Origin of the sequence: Methylopila sp. 73B, from assembly GCF_000526315.1 — a bacterium.
Classification (GTDB): domain Bacteria; phylum Pseudomonadota; class Alphaproteobacteria; order Rhizobiales; family Methylopilaceae; genus Methylopila.
The window spans coordinates 1,045,385-1,058,973 of sequence record NZ_JAFV01000001.1 but is presented as its reverse complement, the minus strand read 5'-3'; the positions used below and the strand labels follow the sequence as shown (position 1 = coordinate 1,058,973).

Genomic DNA, 13,589 nt, shown 5'->3' with positions numbered 1-13,589 from the left:
ATCCTCTACCGTCCGGCGGACGAGCCAGAATCACCCGAACGCGCCGTCGCTCTTGAGACGGGCGACGTCGTCGGGGGCGCCGACGGATTCGCCGGTCGCGCCCTCCGCGTTGCGCTTGACGAGACCGGCCAGCACCTTGCCGGCGCCGATCTCAATGAAACGGGTGACGCCGGCGTTGGCCATGAAGCCGACCGACTCGCGCCAGCGGACGGCGCCGGTGACTTGCTCGATCAGGCGCTGGCGGATGTCTTCCGGATCGTTCAGCGGGCTTGCGGTGACGTTCGCCACCAGCGGCGCCTTCGGGGCGGAGATCTTAACGCCCGCCAGCGCCTCAGCCATGACGTCGGCGGCCGGCTGCATCAAGGCGCAGTGAAACGGCGCCGAGACCGGCAGCAACACCGCGCGCTTGGCGCCTTGCGTCTTGGCGATGGCGATGGCGCGCTCGACCGCGGCCTTCGCGCCGGAGACGACGACCTGTCCCGGCGCGTTGTCGTTCGCGGCCTGGCAGACCTCGCCCTCCGCCGCCTCGGACGCGACGGAGCGCGCCGTCTCAAGGTCGAGGCCGAGAAGCGCGGCCATGGCGCCGGCGCCGACCGGGACCGCCTTCTGCATGGCGTCGCCGCGGATCCGAAGCAGCCGCGCCGCGTCCGCGATCGTCAGGCTGCCGGCGGCCGCGAGCGCGGAGTATTCGCCGAGCGAATGGCCCGCCACGAAGGCGGCGTGGCGGGACACGTCGAGGCCGGCCTCGGCTTCGAGCACCCGCATCGCGGCGAGGCTCACCGCCATCAGCGCGGGCTGCGCGTTGGCTGTCAGCATGAGCGCGTCGTCGGGCCCTTCGAAGATGACGGTCGAAAGCGCTTGGCCCAGCGCCGCGTCGACCTCTTCGAACACCGCGCGGGCGGGCGCGAAGCTGTCGGCCAGCGCCCGGCCCATGCCGACCTGCTGGCTTCCCTGCCCCGGGAAAATCAAGGCGATGCTCACGTGGACGGCCCTTGTCGCGTTTCTGGTCGGCGCGTGCAAAGCAGGCCTTGGGCGGAAGTGTCAAGGCAGCGAGCGCTCCCTAATTCTCAAGAGCGCCGGCGTGAATCCTTAAGAGCAGGGCTTGCGCCGGGCCTCAGGATCGGCCGTGCGCCCTCTAATCCTTGCGTCCAAACGGCCAATCCCCTATACGGCGCGCTTCGCGTCGTTCGGCTGGGGGCTGAACGGAGAGGTTTTGGGCTCGTCCGCCGTTTGGGCCGGCCCGACCAGGATCGCATGATCCGATCTCCCGTGTCTCCGCCTTCGAGAATTCGTTCGAGCCTTCGCGGGCTCGGAGGGCTTCGCGCCGGACGGCAGTCGTTCACTGGAAGAAGGTTCGTACCCTCATGCCGCTTTACGAACACGTTTTCCTGGCGCGCCAGGACGTGACGTCGCAGCAGGTCGAGGCTCTCATCGAACAGTACAAGGCCGTGCTCGAAGGGCTCGGCGGTCAGGTCAAGAAGACCGAGTACTGGGGCGTGAAGCCGCTCGCCTACCGCATCAAGAAGAACCGCAAGGCCCACTACACGCTGCTCAACATCGACGCGCCCGCCGCGGCGGTGGCCGAACTCGAGCGCCAGCAGGGCATCAGCGAAGACATCCTCCGCATTCTGACCCTGAAGGTCGAAGAGCTCGAGGAAGGCCCGTCGGCCATGCTGCAGCGCCGCGACCGCGACGACCGCGACGACCGCCCCCGCGGCGGTGGCCGCGACGGCGAGCGCGGCGGCTTCCGTCGCGACCGTGAAGGTGGCGGCGAACGTCCGGGCGGCGGCGGGTTCCGCCGCGATCGTGAAGAGCGCGCTCCGCGCAGCGAAGGGGCCGAGTGATGGCGACCACCGTTCCCTCGGCCGGCGGCACGCAGCGCCGCCCGTTCTTCCGCCGTCGCAAGACCTGCCCGTTCTCGGGCGCCGGCGCGCCGAAGATCGACCACAAGGACGTGCGTCTGCTGCAGCGCTACATTTCCGAGCGCGGCAAGATCGTGCCCTCGCGCATCACGGCGGTCTCCGCCAAGAAGCAGCGTGAGCTCGCTCGCGCCATCAAGCGCGCGCGCTTCCTCGGCCTGCTGCCCTACGTCATCAAGTGACTTGAGGGCGGACGATCGCCCGCCCTCAAGTCATCCCGGACGCCGCAAAGCGGCGGTCCGGGATCGCGTTCCGGAAGGCATGCTTTTTTCTGACGATCCCGGCTCTGCGGCCGGGATGACGACACTTCCCAAGGCGCGCGTCTCCGGACGGCGCCGTTGGGCGGGGCTCAAGACCTCGCCCTAACCGCTCCGAACGCCGGAGCGGGACAGCAGGACGACCGATGACCAACGCGCCGCTTTTCCTGATAGGCCTCGGAGCCGGACTGGCGTCCGCCCTGCTCTACGCGTCGGCCGCGTCGGGATCGCCGCTGGCGGTCTTCCTGTTCTACGTCGCCCCGCTTCCCATCCTGCTGGCCGGGCTCGGCTGGCGCCACCACGCCGGGCTGATCGGCGCGGCCGTCGCCGCGATCGCCCTGTTCCTCGGGGTCGGCGCGTCGGCTGGCGCGTTCCACGCCGTCGGCGTCGGGCTCCCCGCCTGGTGGCTCGCCTATCTCGCCCTGCTCGCCCGTCCGGGCGCCGACGGCGCCGCGACCGAATGGTATCCGATCGGCCGCCTCGTGCTGTGGTCCGCGGTCATCGGCGCCGCCCTCGTGGCGCTGTCGATCCCGCTCGTCGCGTCCTCGCTCGAGGAGTACCGCGCGGCGCTGAGGGCGCTGTTCGAGGAGCTCTTCCGCGACCGCGCCGGAGCGCCCGCGCTTCCCGCGCCGGAGAACCGCGAGGCGCTGATCAACCTCCTGACCGCGGCGCTTCCGATCATGGCGGCCGCGCTTTGGACGGTGTCGTCGGTCTTCAACCTATGGCTCGCCGGGCGGATCACCCGCGCGTCGGGCCGTCTCGTGCGGCCCTGGCCGCAGATCTCGGCGATGAGCTATCCCCGGACGGCGGACCTCGCCTTCCTCGGGGCTTCGGCCGCCTCGCTTCTCCCCGGCCTCGTCGGATTGATCGCGGAGCTCTTCGCCGCCACCTTCCTCGTCGCTTTCGCCATGCTCGGCCTCGCGGTGGTCCACGTCACCACCCGCGCCATGCCGACGCGCGGCCTCATCCTCTTCGGCGTCTACGCGCTGCTGCTGATCCAGCCCTGGGTCGGCGTCTTCCTCGCCGTCCTCGGCGTGGCGGAGCAGACGATCGGCGTCCGCAAGCGCTTCGGTCCGCCGCCGGGCTCCCCGCCCACGGCGACCGCCCCCCTGCCCTGACCGATCCAACCCCTCACACCTTTAGGAGACCACCATGCAAGTCATTCTGCTCGAGCGCATCGCCCGTCTGGGCCAGATGGGCGACGAAGTCCGCGTCAAGGACGGCTACGCCCGCAACTTCCTGCTGCCGACGCACAAGGCGCTCCGCGCCAACGACGCCAACCGTCAGAAGTTCGAAGGCCAGCGCGCCCAGCTCGAGGCCCGCAACCTCGAGCTCAAGCAGGAAGCCGAAACGATCGGCGAGAAGCTCGACGGCACGACGGTCGTGCTCGTCCGGCAGGCGGGCGAGACCGGCCAGCTCTACGGGTCGGTGTCGGCCCGCGACGTCGCCGAGGCGCTGACCAAGGCGAGCTTCAGCGTGGCGCGCAACCAGGTCGTGCTCCACACTCCGATCAAGACCATCGGCATCCACACCGTGCCGGTGCGCCTGCACCCGGAGGTCGAGGTGTCCGTCTCGGTCAACGTCGCCCGCTCCGAGGCCGAAGCCGAGCGCCAGGTCGCGGGCGAGGATCTGTCGGTGCGTGAGGAAGGTCCGGCGTTCGAGACCTTCTCCGAGGACGACGACGACCGTCGCGGCCGCCGCAATCGCGACGACAACGACGGCGAGCGGGACGACGAAGACGAGGCGCGCTGAGCGCTTTCCGGCTTTGAGTTCATCTGCGGACGCCCGGCCTCAACGCCGGGCGTTTCCGTTTCGGGTCGGGACAAGGCGTAGCCCCCGAGTCAACCGACTCAGGCGCCTCAATATTCCCGCTTGTGTGAATCGGGCACGACGGCGGGATTCCGGCGGCTGCGATCTCGCTTCGTTCTCGTCGTGTTAGGGTCCGTTAAACCAGCCGCAGCCGAAGACACCTCAGCCATGGCCCAAGCCGATTCTCTCGCCCGCCGCCTGATGGACCCGGAGCCCGCCTACCGGCAGGCGCCGTCGAACGTCGAGGCGGAGCAGGCGCTGCTGGGCGCCCTGCTCGTGAACAACGACGCCTTCTGGCGCGTGTCCGACTTTCTGGAGCCGGGCCATTTCCACGAGGGCCTGCACCAGCGCATCTACGAGATCGTCACCAGCCTCGTCCGCGCCGGCAAGTCCGCGACCCCCGTCACCATCAAGACCTTCCTGCCGCAGGACCTCGACCTCGGCGGCATGACGACGCCGCAGTACCTCGCGCGGCTCGCGGCGGAAGCGACGACCGTCATCAACGCCGAGGACTACGGCCGGTCGATCTACGACCTCGCCATCCGCCGCTCGCTGATCGGGATCGGCGAAGAGCTCGTCAACGAGGCCTTCGACGCGGGCGTCGACGCCACCCCGCGCGACCAGATCGAGCAGGCCGAGCGCAGGCTGTTCGCCCTCGCCGAGACCGGCCGCTACGACGGCGGCTTCCAGCCGTTCGCGCAGGCGCTCGCGACCGCCGTCGACATGGCGGCCGCCGCCTACAAGCGCGACGGCGGACTTTCGGGCGTCGCGACCGGCCTGACGGACCTCGACCGGCTGATGGGCGGCCTGCAGGCCTCCGACTTGATCATCCTCGCCGGACGCCCGGCGATGGGCAAAACCTCGCTCGTGACGAACATCGCCTACAACGTGGCGAGCGCCTACCAGGGCGAACTGCAGCCCGACGGGCGCATGAAGACGATCAACGGCGGCGTCGTCGGCTTCTTCTCGCTGGAAATGTCGGCCGAGCAGCTCGCCACCCGAATCATAGCCGAGCAGGCCTCGATCTCGTCGTCCAAGATCCGCCGCGGCGACATCCTCGAGAGCGACTTCTTCAAGTTGACCGAAGCCGTCGCCGAGATGCAGCGCGTGCCGCTGTTCATCGACGAGACCGGCGGCCTGTCGATCGCCCAGCTCGCCGCCCGCGCCCGCAGGCTGAAGCGCTCCAAGGGCCTCGACCTGATGGTCGTGGACTACCTCCAGCTGCTGTCCGGCTCCGCCAAGAAGGGCGAGAACCGCGTGCAGGAGATGACCGAGATCACGACCGGCATGAAGGCGCTCGCCAAGGAGCTGAACGTGCCGATCATCGCGCTGTCCCAGCTCTCCCGCCAGGTCGAGAGCCGCGAGGACAAGCGCCCGCAGCTGTCCGACCTGCGCGAATCCGGCTCGATCGAGCAGGACGCCGACGTGGTGCTGTTCGTGTTCCGCGAAGAGTACTACGTGAAGAACAAGAAGCCCCGCGAAGGCACGCCCGAGTTCGACCAGTGGATGTCGGAGATGGAGAACGTCGCCGGCAAGGCCGAGGTGATCATCGGCAAGCAGCGCCATGGCCCGACCGGCTCGGTGCTGCTGCAGTTCGAGGCGGAGTTCACGCGCTTCGGCAACCTCGCCCAGCTCGATCATCTGCCGGACCAGATGTGAATCGTTCGGGCGACGCGTGATGAGCGACTCCTTCGCCGGCGGCCGGCTGACCATCGATCTCGGGGCGCTCGCCGCCAACTGGAGCTTTCTCGCCCGGCTCGATCCCACCTCCGAATGCGCCGCCGTGGTGAAGGCCGACGCCTATGGCCTCGGCATCGCCGAGGCCGCGCCGGCGCTGGCGCGCGCGGGCGCCAAGACCTTCTTCGTCGCGCACCTGTCCGAGGCGCGGGCGGTGCGCGGCGCCGTCCCGAACGCCACGATCTACGTGCTGAACGGCCTGCCGCCCGGCGCCTGCGACGCCTTCGCCGCGATCGACGCGCGCCCCGTGCTGGGCTGCGTCGACGAGATACTGGAATGGGCCGCTTTCCACGCGGCGAGCGGAGCGCGCGGCCAAGCCGCGGTGCATGTCGACACGGGCATGACGCGGCTCGGCCTCGACCCGGACCAGGCGCGCGACCTGCTGCCCCGCCTGCCCTTCACGCCGGCGCTGCTGATGAGCCACCTCGCCTGCGCCGACGAACCGTTGCGGCCCGAGACGGGGCGTCAGCGCGCCCTGTTCGCCGAGCTGTGCGCGCAGGCGCCCGGCGTCCCGGCCAGTCTCGCGAACTCCGCCGGGACGCTTCTGCGGGAGACGGACGGCGGGGGGCTGGGCTTTCATCTCCGCCGGCCCGGCGTCGCGCTCTATGGCGCCAATCCCATCGCCGGGCGTCCCGCCGCGCTTCGACCCGTGGTGCGGCTCGAGGCCCGCGTGGCCCAGGTGCGCGAGGCGCCCGCCGGCGCGGTCGTCGGCTACGGCGGGGCCGAACGCCTCCGTCGGCGCACCAAGCTCGCGATCGTGTCGGTGGGCTACGCCGACGGCGTCCTTCGCGCCGGCGGCTCGGAGGACGGCGCGCCCGGCGCCGCGGCGGCGGTCGGGGGAGTTCCCTGCCCCTATGTCGGCCGGATATCGATGGACCTCATCGCGGTCGACGTCACCGACGCGCCGGAGCCGGTCGCCCGCGGCGGGTGGGTCGAGATCCTCGGCGACACGATCGGCGTCGATGATCTCGCCCGCGCATGCGGCACCATCGGCTACGAGGTGCTGACGGGGCTCGGGCGCCGACACGAACGTCGGTTCATGGGCTGAGCTTCCAGATTGAACACGCAGGACCCGCCGCTTATTATCAACAGGTGATAATACAGGGGTTCGGTGATGCCATCCAGCTACGCGCTCGGCGACCACTTCGAGGCGTTCGTTCGGAGCCTCGTGGCCTCCGGACGCTACAACAACGCGAGCGAAGTGGTGCGCGCGGGGTTGCGGTTTCTCGAAGATCACGAAGCGACGCTCCGCGCCCGTCGCGCGGCGCTTGAAGCGTCCTTCGAGGACGCGCTGGCGGACGTCGAAACCGGTCATGCTCTTTCCGAGCAGGAGATCCGCGCCAATCTCGATCGCCGCCATGAGGCCATAACGCGGCGCCACGCGCGCAAATGAACGTCAGATTTTCGCGGCAGGCGAACCGCGACCTCGAGGACGCCTACCTATTTCACGCCGAACGCAATCCGGACCAGGCGCGGCGCCTCCTTGACGACGTGATCTCCGCGGCGCTTTCCCTGTCGACCTTTCCCGATCGCGGCTCGCCCCAACCCAATGCGGCAGGGCGGCCTTTCCGCCGGCTGATCGAAAAAGGTCACGTGATCGTCTACGTCGTCGACGATCACGGGGTGATCGTTCTTCGGATCGTTCATGGCGCTCGGGACCTCGACGCCCTGTTTGCGGAGTTCGACTGATCCGATGGCCCGATCAAAACCCTCCTTCGTCTGCCAGGCCTGCGGCGCGGTGTCTTCGCGCTGGCAGGGGAAGTGCGAGGCCTGCGGCGCCTGGAACGCGATCGTCGAGGAGGCCGCCGCCGCGCCTCTGCCCGGCGGCGGGTCGTCGACCGCCGCGCGCGCGCTAGGCAAGGGACGGATCGTCGTCCTCGAGGGCCTGTCCGGTGCGACCGACGAAGCGCCACGCCTCGTGTCGGGCCTCGGCGAACTGGACCGCGTCACCGGCGGCGGCTTCGTGCACGGCTCGGTGCTGCTGCTCGGCGGCGAACCCGGCATCGGCAAGTCCACGCTCTTGCTTCAGGCGAGCGCCGCGCTGGCGAACGCCGGACATCGCGTCGTCTACGTCTCCGGCGAAGAGGCGCCGGCGCAGGTGCGGATGCGCGCCCAGAGGCTCGGCCTGCACGAGGCGCCGGTCGCGCTCGCGGCTGAGACCAACGTCGAGGACATCCTCGCGACGCTGAAGAACGGCGAGACGCCGAAGCTTGTCATCATCGATTCGATCCAGACGCTGTGGACCGGCCAGGTCGAATCCGCGCCGGGCACGGTCACCCAGGTGCGCGCGGCGGCGCAGGCGATGATCCGCTACGCCAAGACCACGGGCGCCTGCGTCATCCTCGTCGGCCACGTCACCAAGGACGGCCAGATCGCAGGCCCTCGGGTCGTCGAGCACATGGTCGACGCGGTGCTGTCGTTCGAGGGCGATTCGGGCCGCGACTTCCGCATCCTCCGCGCCCAGAAGAACCGCTTCGGCCCGACCGATGAGATCGGCGTCTTCGCCATGACCGGTGACGGGCTCGAGGAGGTGACGAACCCCTCGGCCCTTTTCCTCGGAGATCGCGAGCCCGACGCCCCCGGAACCGCGGTGCTCGCAGGCCTCGAGGGCTCGCGTCCGATCCTCGTCGAGATCCAGGCGCTCGTGGTGCCGACCAGCCTCGGCACGCCGCGGCGCGCCGTCGTTGGCTGGGACGGGCCGCGCCTCGCCATGGTGCTCGCGGTGCTGGAGGCGCGCTGCGGCGTCCGGCTCGGCAGCCACGACGTGCACCTCGCGGTGGCGGGCGGCATGCGCGTGCAGGAGCCGGCCGCCGACCTCGCCGTCGCGGCCGCTCTGGTGTCCTCGCTGATGGGAACGGCGCTGCCGGTGGACGCGGTGTTCTTCGGGGAGATCGGCCTCACCGGGGCGGTGCGGCCGGTGTCTCACCCGGGCCCGCGGCTGCGGGAGGCGGCGCGCCTGGGCTTCACCCGCGCCGTCCTGCCGGCGGCGGCCGCCGAAGCCGCGACCGACGCGGGCGTCTCCCCGATCGCCGTTCCCGCGCTTGACGCGCTCGTGGCCCGCTTGGCCGCACGGGCTGATGCGCAGCAAGGTCGCATCAAAGGCGCGTGACGCGGCAAGGCGCCCGCTGTATAGAGAGCGCGCGCCCCGCCCGAAGGTGGTATTCCGCACATGATCCCGAGTCAGGCTCGATCGCGTAGATGACAATCACCCTGCTCGACGTCGTGCTGATCGCCGTGATGCTGATCTCGGCGGGCCTCGCCATGGTGCGCGGCGTCACCCGCGAAGTGCTGGCGATCGCCTCCTGGGTCGCGGCCACCGCCGCCACGATCTACTTCTTCGAGCCGGCGCGGACGCTCGCCCGCGAGCACATCAAGTTCAACCCGCCGCAGATCGCCGACGTCGTCGCCGCCGGCGGCATCTTCGTCGTGACCCTGCTTGTCGTGTCCTTCATCACGATGAAGATCTCCGACGCGATCCTCGACAGCCGGATCGGTCCGCTCGACCGGACGCTCGGCTTCGTCTTCGGCGCGGCCCGCGGGCTGCTGCTGGTGGTGATCGCGTTCCTGTTCTTCACCTGGCTGGTGCCCGAGAAGGGTCAGCCGGAGTGGTTCCGCACCGCGGGGTCGAAGCCCATCCTGCAGAGCGCAGGTGATCAGCTTCTCGCGCTGTTGCCGGACGATCCCGAGAGCACCATCTTGCAGAAACTCAAGCGGCGCGACGGCGAAAGCGGCGACGCGGCGAATCCCGCCGCGCCTGCGACGCCGGACTCGGCGCCGCCGGCGGACGACGGCCCGGCTGGGCCGAGCACTCAGGATCGGCAGGGACTGCAGAACCTGCTCGACAGGAACGGCCGTCCGAGCCAGTGACGATCGCGCGCGGCTCGCGCGGCCGGATGCGAGAGGCGACAGTCGCGCCTCAGGGAGACGAACGTCATGACCGTTTCTGAGCCTTCCCAGGCGCCGAACGTCGTGGAAGACTGGTTCGACGTCGAGTCCGACCGTCTCCATGAGGAGTGCGGCGTCTTCGGCGTCTTCGGGCACCCCGAAGCCGCCGCCCTGACGGCGCTCGGCCTGCACGCGCTGCAGCACCGGGGCCAGGAGGCTGCGGGCATCGTCTCCTACGACAACAAGCGCTTTCACGCGGAGAAGCGCCTCGGCCTGGTGGGCGACCACTTCTCCGACGCCGAGGTCATCCGACGCCTCCCCGGCCGCGCCGCGATCGGCCACAACCGCTACTCGACGACCGGCGAGACCATCCTCCGGAACGTCCAGCCGCTGTTCGCGGAGCTCGACGCGGGCGGGCTCGCCGTCGCCCACAACGGAAACTTGACCAACGCGCTGACGCTGCGCCGCGAGCTGGTGAAGGCCGGCGCCATCTGCCAGTCGACCTCGGACACCGAGGTGATCCTCCATCTGATCGCGCAGAGCCGGCGGCCCCGGATCATGGACCGCTTCGTCAACGCGCTGCGCGAGATCGAAGGCGCCTACGCGCTGGTCGCGCTCTCGACCAAGAAGATGATCGGCGCGCGCGACCCGCTCGGCATCCGCCCGCTGATCCTGGGCGAGCTCGACGGCTGCTACATCCTGACGTCGGAGACCTGCGCGCTCGACATCATCGGCGCGAAGTACATCCGCGACGTCGACAACGGCGAAGTGGTGGTCATCACCGACGAGGGCGTGCAGTCGCTGCGTCCGTTCCCGCCGCAGCGGATGCAGCCCTGCATCTTCGAGTTCGTCTACTTCGCCCGGCCGGATTCGGTCGTGCAGGGGCAGTCGGTCTATGAAGTCCGCAAGCGCATGGGCATCGAACTCGCGCGCGAATCCGCGCCCGAGGCCGACGTCATCGTGCCGATCCCGGACTCCGGCGTGCCCTCGGCGCTCGGCTTCAGCCGGGAGTGCGGCGTGCCCTTCGAGCTCGGCATCATCCGCAACCACTACGTCGGCCGCACCTTCATTCAGCCGACCCAGGGCGTGCGCGAACTCGGCGTCCGCATGAAGCACAGCGCGAACCGCAGCCAGATCGAGGGCAAGCGCATCGTGCTCGTCGACGACAGCCTCGTGCGCGGCACCACCTCGCGCAAGATCGTCAAGATGATGCGCGACGCCGGCGCCAAGGAGGTGCACTTCCGCCTCGCCTGCCCGCCGATCCTCTACTCCGACTACTACGGCATCGACACGCCGGAGCGCGAAAAGCTGCTGGCGGCGACCCACAGCCTCGAGCAGATGCGCGAGCTCATCGGCGCCGACTCGCTCGCTTTCCTCTCGGTCGAGGGCCTCTACCGGGCCATGGGCTACGAGGGCCGCGACGACCTGCGCCCGCAGTTCGCCGACCATTGCTTCACCGGCGACTACCCGACGCCGCTGACCGACCGGACCGGCGAGCACCCCCGCCAGCTGTCGCTGATCGCCGAAGCGAGCTGACGCTTCGGCTCGCCGCCTCACTCGGACCGACAGCCCATGACCGACAAACCCCTCGCCGGCCGCGTCGCGGTGGTCACCGGAGCCTCCCGCGGCATCGGCTACGCGACGGCGTTGGCGTTGGCCGAGGCCGGCGCCCATGTGGTCGCGACCGCGCGTACGCAGGGTGGGCTTGAGGAGCTCGATGACGCGATCAAGGCCGTCGGGGGGCAGGCGACGCTGGCCCCCTTCCCGATCGACGACTTCGACGCCATCGACCGGCTGGGCGGCGCGCTCTACCAGCGCTTCGGAAAGCTCGACGCGCTGGTGGCGAACGCGGGACAGCTCGGTCCGCTGACTCCGCTCGGCCATGTCGAGCCGAAGGACTGGGACAAGATCGTCGCGGTCAACCTGACCGCGAACTGGCGGCTGATCCGCTCGCTGGACCCGCTTCTGCGCGCCTCGGACGCCGGCCGGGCCGTGTTCCTGAGCTCGGGAGTCGTCCACAAGGACCGCGCCTACTGGGGCCCCTACGCCGTCACCAAAGCCGGTGTCGAGGCGCTCGCTCGCTCCTACGCGGCCGAGACGCGCACCAACACGCCCGTAAAGGTGACGCTGGTGAACCCCGGGCCGCTGCGCACCAAGATGCGCGCGAGCGCCATGCCGAGCGAAGACCCCGAAACGCTGCGCACCCCGGCGGAGCTCGCTCCCAGGATCGTCGCGCTCTGCCTGCCGAGCTTCGCCGAGACCGGCAAGCTCTATGATTTCCCGACGAACACGCTGCAGAGCTTCCGCGCACCGGAGTGACGGCCGCCTCCCGCCGAGATCCCCTGACGCTGAACCTTTTACTGCGGAGCCTGCGGACCGGGTGTGTCGAGCCGGTAGGGCGTGGCCGGCTCCAGCGGCAGCTTCGCGGCCTCCCAGCCGTCCGTTCCCTCGGGATACCACCCGACGCGCGCGTAACCCCATTCAATCGCCCGCTTGGCGGCGTTCCAGGACATCCAGCAGGCCGCCCGGCAGTAGAAGGCGATCGGCCTCGCCTTGTCGCCGCCGGTGAGCGCCGTCAGGCTGTCGGCGAAAAACCGGCTCATGTCGGGCGAAAGCTTGCCGTAGCCCACGTTCACCAGCCACGGCGTGCCGGGGATGTGGTCGCGCGCGTGGTCGCGCCAGATCGTGCCGGCGGGCAGGTTGGCGGGTTTCTCCGGCCGGGGCATGACGTCGATCAGCAGGACGGACTTGTCCCGCCAGGCCGCTTCGGCCATCGCGGTGTCGAGCACGCGGGCCCCCGCCAGGGTCGCGGGGGTGGGGCTGCGGTAGCCGTCCATCCGGTAGTCCGAAGGCTCGGGCGGGGTCGGATCCGTGATCGCGTCCTCCGCCGGAGCCGCGGCGGCGGGCGCCGGCGACCCCACGCTCGCGAGGCACCCAAGCGCGGAGCCGACCAAGACGAGGCGAAGCGCGGCGCGCCTCGGCCAGCGTCCCGAAGCGCCGCGCCTCGCCTCGAGCCCGCCGCCCACGCCAGCCCGCCTCAACGCGCCACGGTGATCGGCTTGTCCTGCTCGTCGAGCAGCGGCACGCCGTAGTCGAGCAGGATCTTGTTGATCTCGTCCTGGTTCTTGGCGATGAACTCGTTCAGCCGGTGCTTCCAGTTCAGCTCGTTCGGCCGGATGCCCATCGTGATGCGATAGGTCATCGGCGGCTGTCCCGGCTCCTTCACCAGCGGCACGACGTTGTACTTGCCCTCGCCCTTCACGGTCGCGAAATAGCCGCCGATCGGGCCCCAGAGGATGCCGCCGTCGATCTCTCCGGCGTCGATGTCGCGCAGCATCTGCTCGGCGGGCGAGTCGAACCGCCGGTCCACCATTAGCGAATAGGGCCGGGCGCGGATGATCAGGCCGTCGCGCACCATGTGGCTCGCCGGCGCCGTGCCGGCGATGACGCCGAGACGGGTCTCCTTGACTTTGGGATCGGTGAGCGTGTCGACGCCGTCGAGCGCGCCACCCTTCTTTGAGATCAGCACCCAGGCGGACTTGAAATAGGGATTGGTGTTGAGCACGGGATCGCCGGCGGCGACGAAGCCCATCACCACGTCGCAGCGCTTGCTGCCGAGCGTCATGCGGTAGAAGCCAGTCGCCTGCGGGAACCACGTGTAGTCCACGGGCACGCCGAGATCCTTCGCGAGCAGATCGGCAAGCTTGTTCTCGAAACCTTCGCCCTTTTCGTTCGACAGCGGCATGTCCGCCGGATCGGCGCAGACGCGAAGCGTCGCGCGGTTGACGAGGTCGGAGGTCTGGGCCGCGGCGGGGCCGCTCAGGCCAGCCACGAGGGCTGCGGCCGCAAAGCTCAAGCTGAGAAACGGCGTCGAAACACGACGTCGACCGAAAGACTCCATAAGGCGCATCCTTCCGCTGTGCGCCGTATTCGGCGCCAGTCTTTATGATCTTCTTAAGTTCAGCTCCAAATACGGAAGAGC

The 13,589-nt window shown here is 69.8% G+C and carries 15 protein-coding genes; 12 read left to right on the top strand and 3 right to left on the bottom strand.

The window, feature by feature from the left end:
* Positions 1-30 precede the first annotated feature (30 nt).
* A complete protein-coding gene (gene fabD, locus K244_RS0105175) occupies positions 31-981 on the bottom strand; it encodes an ACP S-malonyltransferase (protein ID WP_024816324.1) in 951 nt (316 codons plus the stop codon).
* A gap of 383 nt (positions 982-1,364) precedes the next feature.
* Between fabD and rpsF the strand changes: the two genes are divergently transcribed.
* The 12 genes from rpsF to K244_RS0105115 all read left to right on the top strand — a co-directional run bounded on the left by rpsF (position 1,365) and on the right by K244_RS0105115 (position 11,926).
* The gene (rpsF, locus tag K244_RS0105170) at positions 1,365-1,844 is read left to right on the top strand and encodes a 30S ribosomal protein S6 (protein ID WP_020185185.1); all 480 of its coding nucleotides are present in this window, start codon (positions 1,365-1,367) and stop codon (positions 1,842-1,844) included.
* Positions 1,844-2,101, top strand: a complete 258-nt coding sequence (gene rpsR / locus K244_RS0105165; protein WP_020185184.1) for a 30S ribosomal protein S18 — start codon at positions 1,844-1,846, stop codon at positions 2,099-2,101. Before rpsF ends, rpsR begins: the two co-directional genes overlap by 1 nt.
* A gap of 221 nt (positions 2,102-2,322) precedes the next feature.
* Positions 2,323-3,294 (top strand): DUF2232 domain-containing protein, encoded by a 972-nt coding sequence (locus K244_RS0105160; RefSeq protein ID WP_020185183.1) that lies wholly within the window; start codon positions 2,323-2,325, stop codon positions 3,292-3,294.
* Between the two features lie 34 nt (positions 3,295-3,328).
* Positions 3,329-3,928 carry a 50S ribosomal protein L9 gene (gene rplI, locus K244_RS0105155; protein WP_020185182.1) on the top strand — a complete coding sequence of 200 codons (600 nt, stop codon included), beginning with the start codon at positions 3,329-3,331 and terminating at the stop codon, positions 3,926-3,928.
* 225 nt (positions 3,929-4,153) lie between these two features.
* Entirely contained in the window at positions 4,154-5,644 is a 1,491-nt protein-coding gene (locus K244_RS0105150) for a replicative DNA helicase (protein ID WP_020185181.1), read from the top strand.
* A 19-nt stretch (positions 5,645-5,663) separates the two neighbouring features.
* On the top strand, positions 5,664-6,770 hold the full coding sequence (gene alr, locus K244_RS0105145) for an alanine racemase (RefSeq protein ID WP_020185180.1): 1,107 nt from the start codon (positions 5,664-5,666) through the stop codon (positions 6,768-6,770).
* A gap of 66 nt (positions 6,771-6,836) precedes the next feature.
* On the top strand, positions 6,837-7,115 hold the full coding sequence (locus K244_RS0105140; protein ID WP_020185179.1) for a type II toxin-antitoxin system ParD family antitoxin: 279 nt from the start codon (positions 6,837-6,839) through the stop codon (positions 7,113-7,115).
* Entirely contained in the window at positions 7,112-7,411 is a 300-nt protein-coding gene (locus tag K244_RS0105135) for a type II toxin-antitoxin system RelE/ParE family toxin (RefSeq protein ID WP_020185178.1), read from the top strand. Before K244_RS0105140 ends, K244_RS0105135 begins: the two co-directional genes overlap by 4 nt.
* Positions 7,412-7,415: 4 nt before the next feature.
* Positions 7,416-8,831, top strand: coding sequence for a DNA repair protein RadA (gene radA, locus K244_RS0105130; RefSeq protein ID WP_020185177.1), 1,416 nt, complete (start codon positions 7,416-7,418; stop codon positions 8,829-8,831).
* 89 nt (positions 8,832-8,920) lie between these two features.
* Positions 8,921-9,589: a CvpA family protein gene (locus K244_RS0105125; RefSeq protein WP_020185176.1), complete on the top strand. Its 669-nt coding sequence runs from the start codon at positions 8,921-8,923 to the stop codon at positions 9,587-9,589.
* 66 nt (positions 9,590-9,655) lie between these two features.
* On the top strand, positions 9,656-11,143 hold the full coding sequence (gene purF / locus K244_RS0105120; protein ID WP_020185175.1) for an amidophosphoribosyltransferase: 1,488 nt from the start codon (positions 9,656-9,658) through the stop codon (positions 11,141-11,143).
* Positions 11,144-11,179: 36 nt separating this feature from the next.
* On the top strand, positions 11,180-11,926 hold the full coding sequence (locus K244_RS0105115) for an SDR family NAD(P)-dependent oxidoreductase (RefSeq protein ID WP_020185174.1): 747 nt from the start codon (positions 11,180-11,182) through the stop codon (positions 11,924-11,926).
* A gap of 38 nt (positions 11,927-11,964) precedes the next feature.
* On the opposite strand, the gene K244_RS21505 is transcribed toward K244_RS0105115, so the two are convergent.
* Positions 11,965-12,528: a PQQ-dependent catabolism-associated CXXCW motif protein gene (locus K244_RS21505; RefSeq protein WP_245259740.1), complete on the bottom strand. Its 564-nt coding sequence runs from the start codon at positions 12,526-12,528 to the stop codon at positions 11,965-11,967.
* A gap of 116 nt (positions 12,529-12,644) precedes the next feature.
* Positions 12,645-13,508, bottom strand: coding sequence for a substrate-binding domain-containing protein (locus K244_RS0105105; protein ID WP_036305491.1), 864 nt, complete (start codon positions 13,506-13,508; stop codon positions 12,645-12,647).
* Positions 13,509-13,589: the final 81 nt, after the last annotated feature.